Raw genomic sequence first — 18,148 nt, forward strand, 5'->3', positions numbered from 1 at the left:
GGGAGCGGGCGGAGTTTTATTGATAGGTCGTAAATTTTTTGGGGTCGAAGGCTTCGCGCAGTGCCTCGCCGATAAAGGTCACAAGGATCAGTATCGAGACGAGCGCGGCGAAGGCAGAGCCGACAATCCAAGGCGCGGTGGTGAGCGATTGGGTGCCTTGTTTGAGGAGCTCGCCGATGCTGGGCGAGGGCGGTGGTAGTCCGAAGCCGAGAAAGTCGAGCGCAGTCACCGCCGTAATCGCGGAGGCGATTGTGAAGGGCATGAAGGTCACGAGGGTCGAAATCGTGTTGGGCAAGATGTGGTAAAAAATGATCCGGCCCGGCCCCGCGCCGAGCACCACAGCGGCGGCGGTGTAGTCGCGCGCTTTTTCCCGATAGGTCGCCGTGCGCATGTAGTAGGTCATCGACGTCCACGAGAAGAGCACCATGACGAGCAAGAGCAGTGTAATGCGCATGGGGATACTAAAGGTCGCGGGCACTACCGAGAACAGGATGATGACAATGTAGAGGAACGGGATATTTGACCAAATCTCGATGGCGCGCTGCACGATGAGGTCGAAGACGCCGCCGTAGTAACCCATGAGGCAGCCGACCGCGATGCCGATGAGGTAGGTGAGCGCGGTGAAGCCGAGCGCGAAGAGGATCGTGATCCGAAACCCGTAAAACAGCCGCGCAAAGATGTCGCGGCCCGTCGTATCGGTGCCGAGCCAGTGCCCGGGTGGGCCGCCTGCCCAAGACGGCGGCGCGGGTTTAAAAACGCCTTCGTAGGCGGCGTTTTCGTTGGGGTTAAAGGGGACGAGCGGCATCACGAGCCAGTTGCGCGAGCGGGCGGTCGGGGGCGCGTCAGTACGGGTTTTGGCTTCGGCAGTTTCTGCGTGGAAGCGCGCGGCCAAGGCACGGTAGTCGGTCTCGTAGCCGTAGTCGTAACCAAAAGTCGTGCCGGGGAGATTCGCGCCGTAGGTTGGGAAAAACCAGCGCCCCTCGTAGCGGATGACGAGCGGGCGATTGTTGACTAGGAGCTCGCCCCCTAGCGAGAGCACGACCAGCCCCGCGAGAATCAAGAACGACCAGTAGCCACTCTTGATTGAGCGGAAGCGGCGCAGCTTGCGGAGCGTGAGCGGGTTAAGGGCCATTTGGGGAAACGCGCGGATGCGGCACAGAGCGGGAGAGTTTTATTTAAAGCGAATGCGCGGGTCGATGAGGGCCACGAGCGCATCGGAGAGGATGTTGCCCAAGAGCAGGAGTAGGCTTGCCAAAAAGATGATGCCCATCACGACCGGATAATCGCGGTCGAAGATCGACTGGAGGCCGAGCAAGCCGAAGCCATCGATGTCGAAAATGCTCTCAATCAAGAACGAGCCGGAGACCAGCAGGGTAATGTTTTGGCCGAAGGTCGTGGCGATCGGGATGAGTGAGTTGCGCAGTGCGTGCCGCAGCACGGCGGCGCGAAACGACACGCCCTTGGCAATCGCCGTGCGCACGTAGTCCGCAGCGAGATTGTCCATGAGGTGGTTTTTCATTAAAAGCGTCGTCACGGCGAAGCTCCCCACCAGGTAGCAAAGCAGGGGGAGCGCGGCGTGCCGCGCGAGGTCGCCCGCCTTTTCCCAAAGCGACAAGTCGGGGAAATCGTAACTCACGAAACCGCCCATCGGAAACCACTCTAGCCGCGCCGCGAAAAACAAGAGCAGCAGCGCGCCCAACACATAGCCCGGCACCGCGTAGCCCACGAAGATGAGGACCGAGGTTGCGTTATCGAGCGCCGAGCGGTGCTTGATCGCTTTGAGGATCCCGAGCGGAATCGACACTGCGTAGGTGACGACCAGTGTGATGAGCCCGTAAAACAGCGAGACGGGAAATCGCTCGCGGATGACCTGCCAGACAGGCTCGTTGTAGCGGTAGGAGTTGCCGAGATCGCCGCGGGCGACCTTTCCCAGCCACAGCCCGTAACTCACAATCGCGGGCTTATCGAAACCGTAGTACGCTTTGAGCTGCTGAAGTTGCTCCTCGGAGAGCGCCATCGATTGGCCGCCCGCCGCACCACTGCCCGGCCCACCCATGCCGCCGGCTCCGCTTGCGCCGCTGCCCGCTCCACCGCCCGAGCCACTTTGCACCTGTTGGTACTCCATAATCGCGCGCTCCAGCGGCCCACCCGGCACCAAACGCGTAATCAGAAACACGATTAAGGTGATGCCGAGCAGCGTGGGCGGGATGAGTAAAAAACGGCGAAGAAAGTAGTCGCGCATAGCGGCGGCTAGGGGAGCGAAGGGGGAGGAGGGCGGTGCTTGGGTTTGGTGTGACGTGCGCGCGAGTTAAGTTGCTCGCCGCCTGCTCTGAAAAGCATGAAGCGGGCAAGCGGCTCGCTTTATAAGGAGAGCCATCGCTACGTAACTGCTGCCGCGTGGCCAATTTTCCGTTGCGCACAGCGCAGCGCAAAGGTGGGTGCTGTATCGGCGCTTGCTCGACACGCGGGCGAGGACCGCGTGCCGAGCGAAAAGGCGCGGCGACCCTACTCGGGGCGGGACTCGAACCCGCACGCCCTTACGGGCAGGGGATTTTAAGTCCCCAGTGTCTACCATTCCACCACCCGAGCGCGGCGCGAAGAGCGGTGACTGTCGTGGGAGCCCGCTCCTTCGTCAATCTCAGTGCGCGCTCGCCCTGCGCTTTGGCACTTGCCGCGCGTTTTTGTGCAGTGGCACGCTGCGCCCCACTGTGAAAATTGGACTTTATGGCGGCAGCTTCGACCCCGTGCACTTCGGGCACCTGATTGTTGCGCAAGAGGCCTACGAGCGCTTCGGGCTCGACCGTGTGATTTTCATCCCCGCGGCGCAGTCCCCACGTAAGCCCGATACGGCCAGTGCCTCGGCAGAAGATCGGCTCGCGATGGTGCAAGCGGCGACCCAAGACGACCCGCGTTTTGCGGTGTCCGACATTGAGCTACGGCGCGGTGGGGTGAGTTACACTTTGGATACGGTGCGGGAGCTGAAGTCGCGCACCCCGAGCGATACGTTTTACTGGATTATTGGGGCCGACCAAGCCGCGCGGCTACCCGAGTGGCACGCGATCGTGCAGCTCGCGCAGCTTGTAGAGTTTATCGCAGTGGAGAGGCCCGGCAGTCCTGCGCTCGCCCCCGCCTCCGTCCCCGGGCTGCGGGTGCAGCGCCTCGAAAGTCGATTGATCGACATTAGCTCGACGCAGCTGCGCGAGCGCGCGCGGCGTGGGCTGCCGCTTGAGTATTTCATCCCGCACAAGGCACTTGTTTATCTCAAGGCGCACTGCCTCTATCGCGAAAACTAAGCCCTCCCCGCCGCCCCCACCACCCGATGAAAAAAGAGTCCTCCACACTCCAACTCGTTAGACAAATTTGCCGCGCCCTCGACGCCAAGAAGGCCGAGGCCCTGCGGGTGAGCGACGTGCGCGCGTACTCCTCAATCACCGACTACATCATTGTCGCGACCGGTACGGCGGACACGCACTTGCGCGCGCTGCGCGTCGAGTTGGAAAAGGTACTCGATGCGGCGGGCGCACAGATTCTCGGGATGGATGGGCAGCGCGAAAGCGGCTGGCTCGTCGTCGATGCCTTCGAGGTTATGGTGCACCTCTTCCTCGGCGAGACCCGCCAACACTACCGACTCGAGCAACTCTGGCAGGATGCGCCTACGCTCGACGTGGCCGAATTGATTGAAGAGCCAAAGCCCGCTGCGAGGGCGGCTGCCGCGCCCAAGAAGAAAGCAGTTTCGGCAGTGAAGAAACCCGCCGCAAAGCCGACCAAAAAGAAAGCGGCACCCAAGAAGAGTGCCGCCGTGAGCAAGTGAGGTTGAGGGCAAAACGAGCCGCCTAGTGTGGGCGGCTCGCCGAGTGGCTGCGCTCACCCGAGCCAGAAGGAGAAGTACAGGTAGATGCCGACGATCATGGCGACGACGCCCAGCGAGCCGAGCACTTCGGGGGCACCCCACGAGCGGCGGTTTTCCTCGCGCTGCGCAGCCGTGAGCGAGGTGTAGGTCAGCCCTTCGATTTGTTTGGCCGAAGGCGCTGGTGCGGTCAGCGATACGCCCACGACGATCACAATGCTGATCAGGAACAGCCAGCCGCCCGCGTACAGGAAGTTGTAGGAGCCGATCGCGTGCAAGAGCCCCGAGTCGCCGAAAGCCCCGCCGCCATCCATCGCCTGCAAGGTCAGCTTAACCATCCCGAGGATGAAGCCGAGGACGAGCCCCGCGAGCGCGCCGCGCGCGTTGATGCGCTTGAAGAACAGGCCCAGCAGGAAGGTCGCCGTAATCGGCGGAGCGAGGTAGCCCTGCACACTTTGCAGGTATTGGTAGAGCCCGCCGCCCGAGATGAGCTTCATGACGGGGATCCAGATAATCCCAAGAATGACGACGACGCCCGTCGCGAAGCGGCCCACGCGCACGATTTCTGACTCGGGGCGGCCCGGGCGTAGTTTATTGTAAATATCTACCGTGAAGAGTGTTGCACAGGAGTTAAACAGCGAGGCGAGCGAGCTCATCAGCGCGGATAAGAGCCCCGCAACGAGCATCCCACGCAGACCAGTCGGCATCAGCGTCGTAACCATCGTGGGGAAGACCATGTCGCCGTTTAGGTGGCCGTCGGCGTCGGTGGGGATCGCGAGCACGCCCTTGGTGTGGAGCGCGTAGCCGATCATTCCGGGCACTAGGAAGATAAACACCGGCAGCACCTTGAGGAACGCGCCAAAGATAGAGCCGCGCCGTGCTTCCTTAAGCGACCTCGCCGCCAGCGTGCGCTGCACGATGTATTGGTCGGTGCACCAGTACCAGATGCCAATAATCGGCGAGCACAGCAGAATCCCCAGCCACGGGAAATCGGGATCATTCATCGGTCGCCACAGCGCGAAATGCTCGGCATTGGCGCCGAGTGTCGCTTGCAGCTCGCCCCAACCGCCGATGTAGCGCAGCCCGAAGAAGGTCAGCATCGCCGAGCCGAGAATCAGAATCCCCGTTTGCGCGACCTCTGTATACACCACGGCGCGCAAGCCGCCGACCACCGTATAAATACCGGTGAGGATAACGGTCGTAATCGCACCCGCCCAAAATGCGTTTTCCGGCGACCCAAAGGTATCCGGTAAGAGCGCCATAAACACAACCGCGCCCGCGTAGACCGTGACCGAAACTTTCGTAAACACGTAAGCGACGAGCGATACGATCGAGAGCGTCCAGCGCGCGCGCGCATCGAAGCGCCGCTCCAAAAACTCGGGCATCGTGAAGACCTTTGAGCGGTAGTAGAACGGCACAAACACCCAGCCGAGCAGCAGCATGATCCACGCGTGCAACTCGAAGTGCGCCATCGCCATCCCGTTAGTGGCCCCATTCCCCGCGAGCCCCACGATGTGCTCCGAGCCGACATTTGAGGCGAGTAGTGAGCAGCCCACTACGAACCAGGGCAGATTTCGACCGGCCAAAAAGTAGTCGGCACTCGTCGAGGTTTGCCTTGAGGAACGCCAAGCAATCGTGGCGAGTAGCACGAAATACCCAGCGATGATAATCCAGTCTAGTGATGTCATAAGCGTGTGCCGTTAGGCGGGTTAATTCGGATTGTGACTAGGGGGAGAGAGGTTTTCCGAAGGTGGTAGGAGTGAATTCGCGGCGCTAAGCACCGATCAGGGAGGGGAATTTGGGGTGCAGCTAAGTAGCAATCAAGGGCGCGCTGTAGTCGAATGTTACGCATAAAGACTGCGTAATAAACGGCATAACATAAGTGATTTACGCACTTCTTGTTTTCACCCGAGCAAGACGCTGTTTTAACCACCGCTTAGGGTCTGTTCGCGTCTGAAGCGCGAGGCATCTGGCTCGCGGCTCGCCACCCGCAAAATAGAAACGGTTCACGACCGTTCGCGCGGTAAATGCCAGAGCTCACAGACCTCCACTGCGCGTGGGGCGGCAGCGTGTCGCTGCACCCATTTACCGAAGGCTTGGCTGCCGTGCATGCGCACGGCAACCAAGCCTTCGGTAGAAAGGAGCCCAAACTTGGAGGCGGGAGTTTACTGGTGATTTTTCCTCCCTCGCCCAAACGGGTTATCACTCTAATTTCCTGTTTACTACTCTCCCTGTCGCAACGCGACAGGGGGAATGCTTTCAAATTTGGGATTTCGTTAGCGCGCAACAGCGCGCGGCGAAATCCCAAATTGAACGGGTGCAGGCACAGCCTGCCGCCCCACGCGCAGTGGGAAAAAGCGTATCAGCGCGGCGCGCGGTTGAAACGGGAACAGGCCCTAGGAAAGAGTGGCACAGGCAGCCTGTGTCTATCAGCCTGCCGCGAGTCCTACACGAAATGAAAATCACTAGTGCCGAGTTTTTGACCAGTGCCCCCGGCTTGCGCGGCTGCCCGCCGCCCGGCCCGCCCGAGTTTGCCTTCATCGGTCGGTCAAACGTCGGCAAATCCTCGCTGATTAACCTACTCGTGGGGCGGCGCGACCTCGCCAAAGTTTCGCAGACCCCGGGGAAGACTCAGCTCATCAATTTCTTCTCCATTAATCGCGCATGGCTCTTGGTCGACCTGCCCGGCTACGGCTTTGCAAAAGTAGCGAAATCCGCACGGGCAGACTTTAATGAAGCAGTCGCCGACTACCTCGAAAAACGCGAGCCTGCGACGCTCCGGCACACGTTTGCCCTCATCGATTCACGGCTGCCGCCACAGAAACTCGACATCGCTTTCTTAGGCTGGCTCGCCGCCGATACCGCGTCGCCCTACTCGCTCGTATTTAGTAAGGCCGACAAACAATCGCGCAGCAAAACCCAGGAAAACGTGCAACGCTTCGAGCGCGAAGTTATCGCCACACTCGCCCGCCCGCCCACTGCCCGCTTCATCACTTCCGCCGTCGAACGCAGCGGCCGAAACGAGATTTTAGCGGCAATCAGCGGCCTGTTGTGAGGCGCGCCGCGCTGATACGCTTTTTTTCACTGCGCGTGGGGCGGCGGTCAGTGACCGCTTCCATTTAATTTGGGAATTGGCCTCGTCGCTTTGCGACGAAACCAATTCCCAAATTTGAAAGCACTCCTCCCTGTCGCGTTGCGACAGGGGGTAGAAAGTAGAGTGATAACCCGTTTGGGCGAAGTGGGAAAAAAACACCGCGAGCGACCAGGGGCCTACTGGCGATTGGCTGCGTGCCGGTAGGCAATGAGCGAAGCGATTGAGATGAGTTTTAGCCCGAAGCGGTGCTTAAACTCCACGAGCTGCGGGAGCCGCTGCATCGTGCCATCGTCGTTAACCAGTTCGCACAAGATACCGCTCGGGTGCAGTCCGGCGAGTTTAGCCAAATCGACTGCGGCCTCCGTGTGTCCGGGGCGCTCAAGCACGCCTCCCTGCTTGGCGCGCAGCGGGAAAACATGGCCTGGCTGCACGAGTGCTTCGGGGCGAGCCTCTGGGTCAGCCAAAATCGAAATCGTGCGAGCGCGATCGGCAGCACTAACGCCCGTCGAGATGCCCGACGCGGCATCGACTGATACGGTGAAGTCGGTGCGGTGCGCTTCGCGATTGTGCGGCACCATCGGCTTGAGTTCGAGCCGCTGAAGCTGGGCTTCGAGCAACGACACGCAAACGATGCCCGTGCCGTAGCGAATCATCATAGCGAGTGTCTCGGGGCTGACCTTTGAGGCGGCCATGATGAGGTCGCCCTCGTTTTCGCGGGCCTCATCATCGGTCACGATGACAAGCCGACCAGCGGCGATGTCGGCAATCGCAGACTCCACCGAATCAAAGAGCTCAGAAGCGTCATAAGGCATGTGCAAAGCCGACGCTCGCGCTCCCGAGTGCGCGCGTCAACTGCTGGAGTGTCGCGCGCTCACTGACTGAGCTCTCTGATGGCTCCACTACGCGTGGGGCGCAGCCGCAGGCTGTTTTATTTGGCGGCCCAGCGTTCGGTAGAAAGGCCCCCAAACTTGGGGGCGGGAGTTTACTGGTGATTTTCCCCACCTCGCCCAAACGGGTTATCACTCTACTCCCCCTGTCGCAACGCGACAGGGGGAATGCTTTCAAATTTGGGATTTCGCTTTCGCGCGATAGCGCGATGAGAAATCCCAAATTAAATGGAAGCGGTCACTGACCGCCGCCCCACGCGTAGTGGAAAAAATAGCCTTCTCCCGAAGGGGAATAGGTGTAGCAGCATTGCCCCTGCGTATGACTACACCCCCCAACTCCCTATCTGAAAATGGAAATAGCGATCGCCCCAACTCCGATGGAGGCGGCTTCTCGATTAAGTATTACTGCACGACTTGGGCGATGGCCGAGATGTGGGGCTGGGACAGCTTTTGCCAAAAAGTAAAAGAAGCCGGCTACGACGGCATAGAAGGCGTGCCCCCTGCGACGAGAGAAAGCCGCGAGCTCATGTTCGCCGCCGTGCACAAGTACGGCCTCCGGTTCGCCGTAACCTGCGGCTGCTTCGAGCCCGGCGATTACACCCAACAATCGGTAGGCTACAAAGCGCTCTTGGAAGATATGGTCCAGCTTAAGCCCGACTTCATCAACTGCCAAACAGGGAGGGACCACTACAGTTTTGAACAAAACAAAGTCATCCTCGACATAGCCGATGCGATAAGCCGCGACTCCGGTATTCCGATTTACCACGAGACGCATCGCAGCCGCTTCAACTTCGCCGCACACATTACCAAGGACTACCTCGAAAAAATCCCGGAGCTGTCGCTCACCCTCGACATCTCCCACTGGTGTAACGTCCACGAGTCCATGCTCGAGGACCAACAAGACGCCGTCTCCCTCGCGCTCAGCCGCACGACCCACATCCACGCTCGGGTCGGACATCACGAAGGCCCACAGGTCAACGACCCCGCCGCCCCCGAGTGGAAAGACATTCTCGGGCAACACCTGCGCTGGTGGGACGAAGTGGTCGCCCAGCGCATAGCTCAGGGGCAGACACAGCTCAGCATCACCCCAGAGTTTGGCCCGCCCAGCTACATGCCGACCCTGCCCTACACCTGCCAACCCTTGGCCGACCAATGGCAAGTCAACCTCTTCATGTTCAAGCTGCTAAAAGCCCGCTACTCTCAGTAGCGGTGACCACGCACCAAAGCGCGCACCTCGCCGTTCACGGCGAGGTCAAGCGAGGTCATCGTCATAGGGAGCCGAAGGCTCCCCTAGCTTGTGGAGGAGAAGCTCCGACCGCAGGGTCGGAGTTCTTCACTTCAGTCACAGCCCCATCACTCCGCGTGGCGCTGTGACCTGCGTATTTTTTTGTCCGCGTGGTCAATTGGGCGTGCCAGCATCGCAGCCAAACACCGCGCGGGCGTAGTTCTCCACGGAGAACGGTTGCAAGTCTTCGGGCTGCTCGCCGAGGCCGACGAAATAAATTGGCAGCCGCAGCTCGCGCCAGATGCCCACAATCGCGCCGCCCCGACTCGTGCCGTCGAGCTTGGTGAGGACGAGTCCCGTGAGCCCGAAATGCTTATGAAACACGCGGGCCTGCTCGATGGAGTTACTCCCGAGTGAGCCGTCCACCACGAGCCAGCGATGCTGCGGCGCGCTCGGGTCGTGCTTTTGCAACACGCGGGCGATCTTCGCGAGCTCCTCCATGAGGTTGCTCTTGGTGTGGAGCCGCCCTGCCGTATCGACGATGAGCGTGTCGCTGCCGCGCGCCTTGGCCGCCGCCCACGCATCGTAGGCGACTGCCGCCGCGTCCGCGCCAGTGTGGCTGGCGACGAGGTCGAGGTCGAGCCGCGTCGCCCAGCTTTTGAGCTGCTCGACCGCTGCCGCGCGAAACGTGTCGCACGCGGCGAGCGTTACCCGCTGGCCCTCCTCTTTGAGCCGCCACGCAAGCTTAGCCGTAGTCGTCGTTTTTCCCGAGCCGTTAACGCCAATCATCGCGATAACCGTAGGGAGGCGGCCTTCGGCCTCGTTTTGAGCAGGCGTACCCAAGCTCCCCTCCGCTCCGGCGAGCACACGGGCCAGCACGGCGGCCCCAATCTCGGCCGCTTGAGCCCCGCGCAGCTCGGGATCTTTGCGATAGGCGGCGCGAATCTCGTCCAAAATCTCGGTCGTCGTCTCCACGCCGAAGTCGGCCGTGTAGAGGGCTTCTTCGAGTTGCTCGAGCGAGGCCGCGTCAATCCGCCGCCCACCAAAGAGCCCGCGCGTCGTCGCGCCGATGGCGGCCACCGTCTTCGCAAACCCGTCCTTAAATTTTTTAAATAAGCCGATCATTTGTATGTGCCTATCCATGACAGCCCGCCAACGAGCGGGCCGCAAAATAAGGGGGGCGATCTACGACACCGCTTTTCGCGCGTCGCGGCCCAGTTGGTCTTTGAAGCGGTCGAGGATGCCGTTGATGAAGCGGCGCGAGTCGCCGCTGGAAAACTGCTTCGAGAGGTCGATCGCTTCGTTAATCGAGACGATGGGCGGGATGTCCTTGCGAAACTTCATCTCATACATGGCGAGCCGCAGTATGGTTAAATCCATACGGGCGATTCGCCCGAAATCCCAGTTGTGCGCGAGGCCCTTGATACTGGCATCAAGGTCGTCGGCATTCTCGATAACACCGTGGATAAGCTCCTCCCCAAAGGCATAATGGTCGCGCGGATGATCGCGCGTTTGGAAGAAATACGACAGATCGACCGCGAGATTTTGCGGCGTGTTCATGCTCCACGCGAAGAGGAATTGTAGCGCGGCCACGCGCCCATCGCGCCGCTGCGAATAAAGGGCCTTAACCGGTTTGGCAGCAGGCGCAGCGGCCGCCGATTCGGGTGCACCGGGCGTAGCTCCCCCCGCAGCAGGGGTGGAAAAGGATGCAGCAGCTTCGGCGGTCATCGTTTGAAAGTAGTCTTGAGAGCCGCCATCGTGAGCGCCGCGTTGGCAAACTCGGCCCCGCGATTGATCCGACCCGTGCAGCGCGCACGCGCTTGGGCCAAGGTATCCGTCACGACCACGCCATTGATTACCGGCACGCGATGCGCGAGAGCGACTTGCTGGAGGGCATGCGAAACACTCTGTCCGACCATCTCGTGGTGATTGGTGTCGCCGCCGATTAGGACACCGAGCGCGATGACGACCGTCGTCCCTGGCTCCCGCGCGAGCTCGGCCGCCGCCCAGGGCACTTCGTGCGATCCCGGCACGCGAACCGTGTGAATGGCCCCCTCGGCCACGCCCGCCGCGCAAAGCCGCTCCGTCACACGCGCCAACAGCGCATTGACCAAAGTTTCGTTGTAACACGCCGCAACGATGCCGACTCGAAACGTCGAGCCATCAATAACGGCAACACTGGGCGAGGGAGCATCACGACTCATGAGAAAGAAAGATGAGACGCGGAGCCGAAGCCGCCGCAACGCAACGCGCAACGCTGAAAATCCACATGCCAAAAAGTGCGCAAAATCTGCGCGAAAAAATGCGCAACCCACCCCCGCTCTTTCCCCCACGACCAGTTTCTCCCACTGCGCGTGGTGCGGCGGTCAGTGACCGCTTCCATTTAATTTGGGATTTCTCATCGCGCTATCGCGCGAAAGCGAAATCCCAAATTTGAAAGCCCTCCCCCTGTCGCGTTGCGACAGGGAGAGGGGTGGGAAGTAGAGTGATAACCCGTTTGGGCGAGGTGGGGAAAATCACCAGTAAACCTTCGCCTCCAAGTTTGGGGTCCTTTCTACCGAGCGCTTGGCTGCCGTGCGAATGCACGGCAACCAAGCGCTCGGTAAATGGGTGCAGCGACACGCTGCCGCCCCACGCGCAGTGGTGTTCTGTGAACTCTGTGTTTCCCAGCGGCTCGGCTTGACCTAGGGGCTACGCTGTTGCCGCATGGAGCAACGCGAATGAACCCCTTCCCCAAGCCCCAATCTACGATCGTAGAAATCCGCGACAGTGCGGCTGATGAAAGCGGGCCTGATGCGCGGGCGACGACTGCGCGCCAAGTAACGGGGCCGAGTCTTCTGTGGGAGCAGCGCTGGCATCCCCTGCGCGAAGAGTGGGTGTTGTACACGGCGCATCGTGGTGGGCGGCCTTGGATTGGCGATACGCACAAGGCGGCGGATGAGCGCCCGCCCAGCTACGACCCGACCTGTGCGCTGTGTCCGGGGAATTTGCGCCTAGAGGGCCGTCGCAACCCCGATTACCCGGGCGTGTATTGCTTTACTAATGACTTGCCCTGCTTTGGCGGCGGCGAGCCCAGCGCGGGCGACGCGTTTTACCAAACCAAGCGCGCAACTGGCACTGCGGAGGTCGTCTGTTACAGCCCCGACCACGGTAAAACCTTTGTCGATTTGCGCGACGAGGAGTGCGCGGCGGTGGTCGCGCTGTGGGCCGACCGTTATCGCGCGCTCGGGGCGCGGGCGGACGTCGATCACGTTCTGATTTTTGAGAACAAAGGCGCACTCGTCGGCACCTCCAATCCCCACCCGCATTGTCAGATTTATGCGGGCAACATGATCTACGGCCACACGGTGCGCGAGGTGGAGAGTAGTCGTCGCTACTTTGCCCAGACGGGCGGCGGGTTTATCGGCCAGGAGATTTTGCGCCGTGAGTTGGCGGGCCCGCGCGTGATTGCGCAGAACGCGCATTTCGTCGCCTGTGTGCCTTGGTTTGCGCGCTACGCCTACGAGGTGTTTATCCTGCCGCGCCGCCAAGTCGCCTCGCTCGCCGATCTGAGCGGCGAAGAGCAAGCCGCGCTTGGGCTGATGATTCGCGAAGTGACGACGCGCTACGACAACCTTTGGGAAATGCCCATGCCCTACGTCATGGCGATCCACCAAGCCCCGACCGATGGTGGCGACTATGCGGCGTATCCCTTTCACCTCGAGTTTCACCCCCCGCTGCGAAAGCCCGACACGCTCAAGTACCTCGCAGGCCCCGAGGTCGGTGGCGGCTCAATGACTAATGAGAGCGATCCCGATGAGAAGGCGGCTGAGCTGCGCGCGGTGAGCGGCACCGTGCATTACGTGCGCGCGCGTGAGCGCAGCGTGTAGGCATCTGCTTTGGCGGCCTCGGCGTAATTGCTCGCGTCGCGCGTCGTCGTTTGGCCTCCTCCGCGAGGCTTTCATTTCCCCCAAATCCTCCCACTGATCTCCCCTGTATCCAAATCCTCGTGACTGCGACGCCCAACCTCGAAACCGCGCGCAAGCTGCTCTGCGCACTCCAAGACCACATCCGCGACACACTCGTCGCCGCTCGCGCGAAAAGCGGCGCGTCCTTTGCTCGCATCGCTGCGGTGACGGCGGCGGATACGATCTACGAAGTCGATAAGATCACCGAGGACGCGATTTTTGAGTGGTTCGATCTGCATTGGCCGCGTAAGTGGCCCGTGCAGTTGGTGATGGAAGGCATCGAGGACGATGAGGTCGTGACCTTCCCGCGCGGGCTGCGCGTCGATCAGACGATGTTTGTGTGCATCATGGATCCGATCGATGGCACGCGAAATATCATGTATGACAAACGCAGCGCGTGGGCACTCGCTGCGCTCGCACTACAACGCGGCGCGAAGACGGGCCTCGGCGACATCGTCGTCGCGGCGCAGACTGAGCTCTCCACGAGTAAGATGTGGCGCAGCGACCAGCTCAGCGCGGTGCGCGGAAAAGGCGTTGTGGCGCGCGCCTTCGACCTGCGCGAGCGGCGCTGGTCGCGGCTTAGCCCGCGCCCCTCACGTGCGACCGACTTCGAGCACGGCTTCGCCTCCATCGCTCGCTTTTTCCCCGAGGGGAAGGGCCTGCTCGGCACGATTGAGGAAGCGCTTTGGAGCGAACTCGGGATTTTGGGCAAAAACGGCGGCCAGCTCGTATTCGACGACCAATACATTTGTTCGGGCGGCCAGTTTTATGAACTCCTGATCGGTCACGACCGGATGCTCGGCGACTTGCGCCCACTCGTTTACGCGAAGCTCGGCCTAGCCGGCGGCGCGCTGTGCTGCCATCCGTATGACGTGTGCACTGCGCTGATTTTAGAAGAGGCGGGCGGCATAGTGGAAACGCCGGAGGGCCGCCCGCTGCGCGCGCCACTCGATACGACGAGCCCGATTGCATGGATGGGCTATGCCAACGCGACGCTCGCCAAAAAAGTCCGCCCCATCCTCAAGCGGCTTCTCAAAGCGCACTGCTAAACGGGAGCCCCTTAGCTCCCTGCTCCTAAAACCCTGCCCCTTCGCTTTCCTTTTGCACCAAATGAAAACGCACACTGCCGAGGCCCCAGGCCGCCTAGATTTCATGGGAGGAGTCGCCGACTACAGCGGATCGCTCGTTCTGGAAATGCCGCTCTCGCTCACCACGCGCGTCAAAATCTCGGAGTTCCCGCCGAAGCGCATATCGCGTGCATGTGAAGGCGCCGCGCCCTTCTCGTTCGTGTTTGTGAGCGAGACCTACGGCGAGGAGCGTGTCGAGCTCGGCACGCCGCCGAGCGAAGTGCCGCAGTGGGCGCGCTACCCCTACGGTTGCCTGTGGCTCTTTGCCAAAGAGCAACGCATCCGCTTGGACAAACTCGCAGTCGACGGCTGCGGAGGGCTGCGCTTCGAGGTTTCGTCGCGCGTGCCGGAGGCGATGGGCGTTTCGAGCAGTGCCGCGCTCGAAGTCGCTACGCTACGTGCGCTGGAGCTGTTTTTTGATAAACCGCTCAAAGGCCAGACCACCTTGGCGCGCTTGGCCCAGCGCGTGGAAAATGAAATCGTCGGTGCGCCTTGCGGCCTCATGGATCAGCTCGCCTCGGCCAATGGGGTAAAGGGCGCGCTGCTGCCGATTCTTTGCCGTCCGGATATTTTGGGCGAGCCGGTCAAGTTGCCCAAAGGCATCGTGGCCGTCGGCTGGCCAAGCGGAGTAAAGCATGCCGTGTCAGACTCGCCGTATGCGACGGCGCGGGCGGCGGCGTTTATGGGTAAAAAACTCATTGAGGCGACACTCGGGCGGCGGCTCAAACACGCGACCGAGCTTGCGCCTTCGGTCGTGCGCAGCCTCTCGCTAGAGGCCTTGCCCGAGCGGATGAGTGGGCGCGCGTTTTTAGAAAAATGCGGCGGGGTGGATGACCCGCTTTCCACGATTGAGCCGGGCCGCGAGTATGCGCCGCGCGCCGGAGTCAGCTTCCCCGTGGAGGAAAGTTTCCGCAGCGAGGCAGCGGTCGCGCTACTTCGTGGGCTGGGCGCACGCAATCGCGCCGAGTCGCTCGCTGCTCTCGGCGAGCTGTTATACCAAAGCCATGCAGGCTATTCGTCCATCGGGCTGGGCTGTCCCGAGACCGATGAGATGGTCGAGGGCGTGCGTGCGCTGGGGCCGAAGCGTGGGCTTTACGGTGCGCGCGTGAGTGGCGGCGGTAGCGGCGGGACGGTTGTCGTGTTGCTGGAGCAAGCCGCGCTGCCCGCACTGACCCGCCTCGCCAAAAAACTTGGCCGCCCCACAACCTTCGTGTCGTAGCGCGGGCGTGTCGTCCCCGACAGTTATGCTGGCGCGATAGGATGACGACGGCGCGGCGGCGACGAGTGCGCAAGCCTCGGCGGCGATAAGCGCGCGAAGGCCGTCAAGGTTTGTGCACGGCGCACGGCGTTGCGCGCTCAGGTGCGCCCAATTAGCGAAGCGTAGTTTCCGGCTGGGGTGGCGTGGCCGAGCAGCGGCTCGCGGCCAAGGGAGCGGGCATAACTTAAAGTTATGGGTAATTAGATAACGGTATTTCCCGAAACTGAGGTGTTGCGGGTACTATGGGCGCATGAGTTCGCACAACTCTCGTCCCTATTTTCCCTTCCGCACTGCGGGGCCCTTTCTTTGGCCGCTGGGATTGATTGGGGGGATTGCGGGTGCGGCACTGGTTCTCGAAGGGCTGCCGGTTCTGCGGCATGTGGGGGCGCTTGCGTTGGCGCTTTTACTCGGGCTTGGGCTGCGCTGTGTTTGGCGCGTGCCGCCGACTTGGGGCACTGGGGTTAGTTGGGCGGCCAAGGCCTTTTTGCGGTTCGGAATCGTGCTCCTCGGCGTGCGGCTCGACTTGCTGCTGGTTTGGGGGGCGGGTGGGGCGATTTTGGCAATCAGTGTCTCGGTGGTGCTGTGTGGGTTAATTGGGATTTCGTGGCTCGGTCGGCGACTGGGCTTGGATCCGGTTTTGGCGATGTTGATCGCGGTGGATAGCTCGATTTGCGGCGGATCGGCAGTCGCGGCAGCGGCTCCGGCCGTGGGTGCACGAGAGCGTGACGTCGCGCTGGTCGTGCCGCTGTGCAGCTTGCTAGGGACGGCGCTGATGCTGGGCTACACCTTTGCGCAGCAGCTTTGGCCGGTTTCGGAGTTGCACTATGGGGTGATGGTGGGGGCGACGCTTCAAGAGGTGGCGCAGGTGGTCGCTGCGGTGACGCCGTTTGCGGGCACCGTCGAGGCGGGGATGGTCGCCAAGCTTTCGCGCGTCGCGCTGCTCGTCCCGGCAGTCTCAGTGCTCGGCTGGCTGTGGAGTCGGCGTGGTGGTGGCGTGGCGCGACCGATAGTTTGGCGGCGCACTCGCGGTCGGGGGCCGAGTCGCACCGTCTCTGAAAACAGCCCCGATGGGGTGACGCGTGAGCCTCGCCCAGCCGGAAAGCCGCAGCGGCCTTACTTTGTCGTGGGCTTCTTTGCGGTGAGCTTGGCGAATACGATTTTGCTGCATGGCTGGCCGGAGGCGCGGGGCTGGGTCGAGGCGGTCGATGGCGTGGTGCTGCTCGCGGCGGTGTTTACTATGGCGATGGCGATGGCGGCGATGGGCTTGGGGACAGATTTTTCCCATTTGCGCGAAAATGGGCTGCGCGCACTCGCGTGCGCCGTGCTCGGCTGGGCGGGACTCGCTGCATTGGTCGCGCTGGAGATCTGGGCCTTTGCGGCTTGAGATTTTATTGGCGGCGCCTCGTTGTGGGGGGCTCATCGCGGGGCTCCCTTTTTGAAAACGACTCCCTATGCCCGATTACCGCTTGCATGTGTTTAAAATTGCGGCCGAGAAGCTGAACTTCACGAGCGCCGCGCGCGCACTGCACATCTCACAACCCGCGGTGACGCAGCACATTAAGCAGCTCGAGGAGCACTACGGGCAAGCCCTCTTCGTGCGCGGGGCGGCGGGGCTCTCGCTGACGGCGAGTGGGCAGGTGCTCTATGAGCACGCGCTGCGGGCCGAGGCGGTGGAGGCCGAGCTAGAGGCGCGCTTGCGTGCGGATGAGTCTGCGTTGCGCGGTACGCTGAAACTCGCGGCCTCGACGACGATTGCCCAATACCTCCTGCCGCGCTGGCTCGGTGCTTTCGCGCAAACGCATTCGCAAGTCCGGCTCGATCTGCGGATGGGTAACACGGAGGAGGTGGGCGCAGCCTTGAGTGCGGGCCGTGTGGAGCTCGGGTTAATTGAGGGCTTCTACGCGCGGCGCGAGTTGAAGAGTCAAAAATTCCTAGAGGATGAGATTGTGGTCGTCGCTGCGCCGAGCCATCCGCTCGCCAAGAAAAACAGGCGGCTAAGTCTCGCCGACTTAGCGGCGGCGCCGTGGGTGCTACGTGAGCCCGGCTCGGGCACGCGCGAAGTCGTCGAGCGCGCGCTAAAACGCGTCCGCATAAATCCGAAAAAACTACACGTCGTGCTCGAAACCTGGAGCAGCGAGACGATTAAGGGCTTGGTCGAAACAGGCGTGGGGCTGGGCTTTTTGTCACGGCTCGCACTCCGCCACGAGGTGGAGACGGCTGCCCTCGTGGAGCTGCCGGTGGAGGGCCTAGAAATCCGGCGCGCACTACAAATTTTGCGCTCCCAAGGCCCGCCGCCAAACGGCCTCGCAGGCTACTTCGCCGACTTCATTTTTGAAATGGCGAGGGACTGCTCTCTCTGAGCTTCCACTACGCGTGGGGCGGCGGTCAGTGACCGCTTCCCTTTAATTTGGGATTTCGCAACGCGCTATCGCGCGAAAGCGAAATCCCAAATTTGAAAGCATTCCCCCTGTCGCGTTGCGACAGGGAGAGGCGGTAAAGGGAAAGTAGAGTGATAACCCGTTTGGGCGAGGTGGGGGAAAACGGGAACAGACCCTAGGGGAGAGGATGAGGCCGCTGGTGGGGGGAGTGAGGATTTTACTAAACTCTACGTAAGTTAAGTTAGGCGGATTTGGTTTAGCGATACGGTGAGAATCGGAGCTTGGACCGACTATGGCCTCTCTGTTTACTAAAACTCTTGTCAGCGCTGCGCTGCTTTGCGCAGTCGCTGCGTCGCAGGCATTAGCAAAACTTACCCCCCCCCCC

At 61.6% G+C, this 18,148-nt stretch carries 15 protein-coding genes, 1 tRNA gene and 1 pseudogene; 9 read left to right on the plus strand and 8 right to left on the minus strand.

Annotation, left to right across the window (positions count from 1 at the left end; all coding sequences use genetic code 11):
* Window positions 1-16 precede the first annotated feature (16 nt).
* From AXK12_RS00065 to AXK12_RS00075, 3 genes are all read right to left on the minus strand, one after another.
* Complete coding sequence (locus AXK12_RS00065) at window positions 17-1,132, minus strand: ABC transporter permease (protein ID WP_068710746.1); 1,116 nt, start codon at window positions 1,130-1,132, stop codon at window positions 17-19.
* Between the two features lie 39 nt (window positions 1,133-1,171).
* Window positions 1,172-2,242, minus strand: a complete 1,071-nt coding sequence (locus AXK12_RS00070) for an ABC transporter permease subunit (RefSeq protein WP_068710747.1) — start codon at window positions 2,240-2,242, stop codon at window positions 1,172-1,174.
* 264 nt (window positions 2,243-2,506) lie between these two features.
* Window positions 2,507-2,589 (minus strand) — tRNA-Leu (locus AXK12_RS00075).
* Between the two features lie 119 nt (window positions 2,590-2,708).
* On the opposite strand from AXK12_RS00075, the gene nadD reads away from it, so the two are divergent.
* Window positions 2,709-3,293, plus strand: a complete 585-nt coding sequence (gene nadD, locus AXK12_RS00080) for a nicotinate-nucleotide adenylyltransferase (RefSeq protein WP_068710759.1) — start codon at window positions 2,709-2,711, stop codon at window positions 3,291-3,293.
* Window positions 3,294-3,319: 26 nt separating this feature from the next.
* A complete protein-coding gene (gene rsfS, locus AXK12_RS00085; RefSeq protein WP_068710748.1) occupies window positions 3,320-3,811 on the plus strand; it encodes a ribosome silencing factor in 492 nt (163 codons plus the stop codon).
* A 53-nt stretch (window positions 3,812-3,864) separates the two neighbouring features.
* On the opposite strand, the gene AXK12_RS00090 is transcribed toward rsfS, so the two are convergent.
* Window positions 3,865-5,535 carry a sodium:solute symporter gene (locus AXK12_RS00090; RefSeq protein WP_068710749.1) on the minus strand — a complete coding sequence of 557 codons (1,671 nt, stop codon included), beginning with the start codon at window positions 5,533-5,535 and terminating at the stop codon, window positions 3,865-3,867.
* A 767-nt stretch (window positions 5,536-6,302) separates the two neighbouring features.
* Here AXK12_RS00090 and yihA point away from each other — a divergent pair.
* Window positions 6,303-6,902 (plus strand): ribosome biogenesis GTP-binding protein YihA/YsxC, encoded by a 600-nt coding sequence (gene yihA, locus AXK12_RS00095; RefSeq protein WP_068710750.1) that lies wholly within the window; start codon window positions 6,303-6,305, stop codon window positions 6,900-6,902.
* Window positions 6,903-7,138: 236 nt separating this feature from the next.
* Here the strand turns inward: yihA and ribB are convergent.
* Window positions 7,139-7,753 (minus strand): annotated as a pseudogene (gene ribB / locus AXK12_RS00100) (3,4-dihydroxy-2-butanone-4-phosphate synthase); the annotation flags it as partial.
* A gap of 394 nt (window positions 7,754-8,147) precedes the next feature.
* Between ribB and AXK12_RS00105 the strand changes: the two are divergent.
* Complete coding sequence (locus AXK12_RS00105) at window positions 8,148-9,035, plus strand: sugar phosphate isomerase/epimerase family protein (protein WP_197456932.1); 888 nt, start codon at window positions 8,148-8,150, stop codon at window positions 9,033-9,035.
* A 192-nt stretch (window positions 9,036-9,227) separates the two neighbouring features.
* Here the strand turns inward: AXK12_RS00105 and ftsY are convergent, their stop codons facing one another.
* Genes ftsY through ribH form a run of 3 tightly spaced genes read right to left on the minus strand, consistent with a single transcriptional unit; the run spans window position 9,228 to window position 11,257 of the window.
* Entirely contained in the window at window positions 9,228-10,178 is a 951-nt protein-coding gene (gene ftsY, locus AXK12_RS00110; RefSeq protein ID WP_068710751.1) for a signal recognition particle-docking protein FtsY, read from the minus strand.
* Window positions 10,179-10,238: 60 nt separating this feature from the next.
* Window positions 10,239-10,781 (minus strand): transcription antitermination factor NusB, encoded by a 543-nt coding sequence (gene nusB, locus AXK12_RS00115; protein ID WP_082782516.1) that lies wholly within the window; start codon window positions 10,779-10,781, stop codon window positions 10,239-10,241.
* On the minus strand, window positions 10,778-11,257 hold the full coding sequence (gene ribH, locus AXK12_RS09200; RefSeq protein WP_068710752.1) for a 6,7-dimethyl-8-ribityllumazine synthase: 480 nt from the start codon (window positions 11,255-11,257) through the stop codon (window positions 10,778-10,780). Before ribH ends, nusB begins: the two co-directional genes overlap by 4 nt.
* Before the next feature lie 516 nt (window positions 11,258-11,773).
* On the opposite strand from ribH, the gene galT reads away from it, so the two are divergent.
* The 5 genes from galT to AXK12_RS00150 all read left to right on the plus strand — a co-directional run bounded on the left by galT (window position 11,774) and on the right by AXK12_RS00150 (window position 17,745).
* A complete protein-coding gene (galT, locus tag AXK12_RS00130; RefSeq protein WP_082782514.1) occupies window positions 11,774-12,922 on the plus strand; it encodes a galactose-1-phosphate uridylyltransferase in 1,149 nt (382 codons plus the stop codon).
* Between the two features lie 119 nt (window positions 12,923-13,041).
* Window positions 13,042-14,049: an inositol monophosphatase gene (locus AXK12_RS00135; RefSeq protein WP_068710754.1), complete on the plus strand. Its 1,008-nt coding sequence runs from the start codon at window positions 13,042-13,044 to the stop codon at window positions 14,047-14,049.
* 61 nt (window positions 14,050-14,110) lie between these two features.
* A complete protein-coding gene (locus AXK12_RS00140; RefSeq protein ID WP_068710755.1) occupies window positions 14,111-15,346 on the plus strand; it encodes a GHMP family kinase ATP-binding protein in 1,236 nt (411 codons plus the stop codon).
* Window positions 15,347-15,635: 289 nt separating this feature from the next.
* On the plus strand, window positions 15,636-16,769 hold the full coding sequence (locus AXK12_RS00145; protein WP_068710756.1) for a YeiH family protein: 1,134 nt from the start codon (window positions 15,636-15,638) through the stop codon (window positions 16,767-16,769).
* Window positions 16,770-16,836: 67 nt separating this feature from the next.
* Window positions 16,837-17,745, plus strand: a complete 909-nt coding sequence (locus tag AXK12_RS00150) for a LysR family transcriptional regulator (protein ID WP_068710757.1) — start codon at window positions 16,837-16,839, stop codon at window positions 17,743-17,745.
* Window positions 17,746-18,148: the final 403 nt, after the last annotated feature.

The organism is Cephaloticoccus capnophilus (assembly GCF_001580045.1).
Classification (GTDB): Bacteria; Verrucomicrobiota; Verrucomicrobiia; order Opitutales; family Opitutaceae; genus Cephaloticoccus; species Cephaloticoccus capnophilus.